The sequence below is a fragment of the Arenibacter amylolyticus genome, from assembly GCF_002150785.1.
Lineage (GTDB): Bacteria > Bacteroidota > Bacteroidia > Flavobacteriales > Flavobacteriaceae > Arenibacter > Arenibacter amylolyticus.
On sequence record NZ_MTAZ01000077.1, the window covers coordinates 1 to 2680 of the forward strand.

General features: G+C 35.1%; 3 protein-coding genes. 1 reads left to right on the plus strand and 2 read right to left on the minus strand.

The features are described from left to right. Positions 1–365 precede the first annotated feature (365 nt). Together ygiD and BV214_RS16310 are read right to left on the minus strand one after the other, a co-directional pair. Positions 366–1196, minus strand: a complete 831-nt coding sequence (ygiD, locus tag BV214_RS16305) for a 4,5-DOPA-extradiol-dioxygenase (protein ID WP_086478563.1) — start codon at positions 1194–1196, stop codon at positions 366–368. Positions 1197–1254: 58 nt separating this feature from the next. Next, positions 1255–2124: an SDR family oxidoreductase gene (locus tag BV214_RS16310; RefSeq protein ID WP_086478561.1), complete on the minus strand. Its 870-nt coding sequence runs from the start codon at positions 2122–2124 to the stop codon at positions 1255–1257. Between the two features lie 121 nt (positions 2125–2245). Between BV214_RS16310 and BV214_RS16315 the strand changes: the two genes are divergently transcribed. Then, positions 2246–2611: a winged helix-turn-helix transcriptional regulator gene (locus BV214_RS16315; RefSeq protein WP_217868849.1), complete on the plus strand. Its 366-nt coding sequence runs from the start codon at positions 2246–2248 to the stop codon at positions 2609–2611. The last annotated feature ends 69 nt before the right edge of the window (positions 2612–2680 follow it).

Sequence of the window (2680 nt, forward strand, 5' to 3'; positions counted from 1 at the left end):
GCGTACCGATTGCGCAACGATTCCGTACTGGCGGCAAAAGCGGATAGCCCGAAAGCTGCTCTTATTTTCAATCCCTAAATAACCCGAAAGCACTTCCCACAACTTAACAGAACGTAGATTTTTTGCTGCCCTGATAAACGTACTACTTGCGCACCGATTGGTCAAACTATAGGGTAGGCAGCAAAAAAAGGGAAGCCCCGAAGCTGCTCTAATTTTTTCTGCAAATAACCTTCTAACGTACTGTATAAGAGCAGTAGCAGGATTATCGAACTTACCTTTCGAATTACAATATACTTATTTAAATGCAATTCGGTTTGAGTTTAACCCAAACCGCTATTGCTTTTATACCTTGTTACCTGCTTTTTTTATCCAAATTTTACACTTGTCATAGTCAGAGAACCGCCTAAAGGATTATCGTTAAAGATTGTGGTATTATCCTTTTCGTCTTTTAATCCTAAGGTGTATAATAAGGGCAAATAGTGCTCTGGCGTTGGAATAGCTAGGTTAAAAGCTTTACCTTGCTTATTAAAGTCAATTAAATTTTGGTGATTTCCTTCCAAAATCCATTTCTTCATTTTGCTATCTGCTTCTATTGCCCAATCATAGCCATAGTTTTCATTAATTTTTTTAAAATCAACTTTTCGTAAATTATGAACAATATTTCCGCTACCAACAATGAGTACGCCTTTTTGCCTTATTTTTTTTAATTGTTGCGCCAACTCGTAATGTTGCTGTGGTGTCATTCTATAATCTAAACTAAGTTGAATCACAGGTACATCAGCATCAGGAAATAAATGTTTAACTACGGTCCAAGATCCATGATCCAACCCCCATTTATCATCTAAGTGAACGGTTCCCGCTGGGTTAATAAATTCTGATATTTCTTTAGCCAGTTCTGGGTGTCCAGGTGCTGGATATTGTACTTCATAAAGTTCTCTAGGGAATCCGCCAAAATCGTGAATTGTTCTTGGATTTTGCATGGCTGTAACAAAAGTTCCATTTGTTTCCCAATGAGCAGAAACCACAATAATAGCATTGGGCTTTTCCAATTGTTGTCCTTGTTTTTTAAACTCTCTAACAAATTCATTGTCTTCAATACCATTCATAGGCGAACCATGTCCTAAGAATAGGACAGGCATTCGTTTGGAAGATTCAAAAGAATCCGTTATGTTTTCTAATTTGTTTAATGATGACATAATTGGAATACTTAATGTCGTTAGTCCGGCTATCTTCAAAAACTCTTTACGCTCCATTTTAAGCGTATATTTTGGTCAAAAAATCTTTAGCGGTTGTTGGTTTTCTACCTATAAGTTTCTCTAAAGAATTGTCTGACATTTCTAATTCTCCATTGGATTGTGCTATCGAAAACGCAGTAAATAGTCCAATATATTCATCAGGAACACCATAATTTTTTAGTGCAGCCTGATATTCTTCAGATGAAGGCGATTGATAGGTGATATCTTTACCACTTATCTCAGCAATTATTTCTGCTACTTCATTGTATGAAATCGCTTGATTGTTTACTAATGGATAGGCTTTATTTTCATGCCCTTCAGAAGTCAATACCACTGCTGCTGCTTCTGCCAATTCCTGTCTTAATACTAAACTAGACTTTCCATTTCCTGCAGGTTGCATTATGACGCCCGTTTCCAAAACTTGCTCTCCTATAAACATAGGTAGCATGTCCAAATATGTGGCGTTCTGTAAAAATGTATAAGTTATACCACTCTCTATTATCCACTTTTCGGTTTTTAAATGTGAATCTTGTAAGAATGCAATAGCAGAATTATCTCTTTCCTGTTTTCTCATAAACGAAGTATAGACAATATGTTTTACTCCTGTAGCTTTGGCTGCTTTAACCACATTTTGATGTTGCTCTGCTCGGTTTTCTATTTCGCTGCTAGAAACAAATAAAAGTTTATCTACGCCTTTAAAGGCTTTTACTAAAGAGTCATAGTTGGTATAATCTCCTATTTTAACTGTAATTCCGTCTTCTTTATAGTTGTTTGCCTTTTCCATGCCTCTAGAAAGTATCGAAATATCAGAGACGTTTACTCCTTTTTTCATTAATTGCTGAACGGCATGCTTACCAAATTCGCCTGTTGCTCCTGTTACTAATATCATTTTTTAAAATTTTTAATCGTTAATAATGATACAAAAGTATTACTTTTGCTATATAAAGTATAGTTAGTTAATAATTAATACTGCTATACTTTTGTATAGTACTAATTTAGACTGTATGATAATGAATGATTTGCAAAATATTTCTGAGATAAAAAAATGCCCTGTACAATACGTTTTGGCGATTAATGATACTTTGAATGTGATAAGTGGTAAATGGAAGTTACCTATACTAGCTTCTATTCTTTATGGTAATTATAGGTACAAAGACATACAGGCCAATATCGATAAAATTACACCTAGAATGTTGTCTAAGGAGTTAAAAGAATTAGAGCTTAATGGTGTTATAACAAGAAACGTTTATGATTCAACGCCAGTTCGCATTGAATACAAAATGACCGAATCAGGTAAAAACATTCTCTCAGTTCTTGATGCAATGGTTGATTGGGGTGTTTCCCACAGAAAATCTACATTCAAACATTCGGATTAAAAGTATTTTTTCGGCAAATTGCAGGTAACGTTAAGGCTATGATTTCGGTCTGGGAAATCCCTGCCTTGC

Bases quoted from the DNA above. Each gene is read 5' to 3' on its own strand.
- ygiD (WP_086478563.1), bottom strand. From the start codon at position 1,196: ATGTCATCATTAAACAAATTAGAAAACATAACGGATTCTTTTGAATCT.
- BV214_RS16310 (WP_086478561.1), bottom strand. From the start codon at position 2,124: ATGATATTAGTAACAGGAGCAACAGGCGAATTTGGTAAGCATGCCGTT.
- BV214_RS16315 (WP_217868849.1), top strand. From the start codon at position 2,246: ATGAATGATTTGCAAAATATTTCTGAGATAAAAAAATGCCCTGTACAA.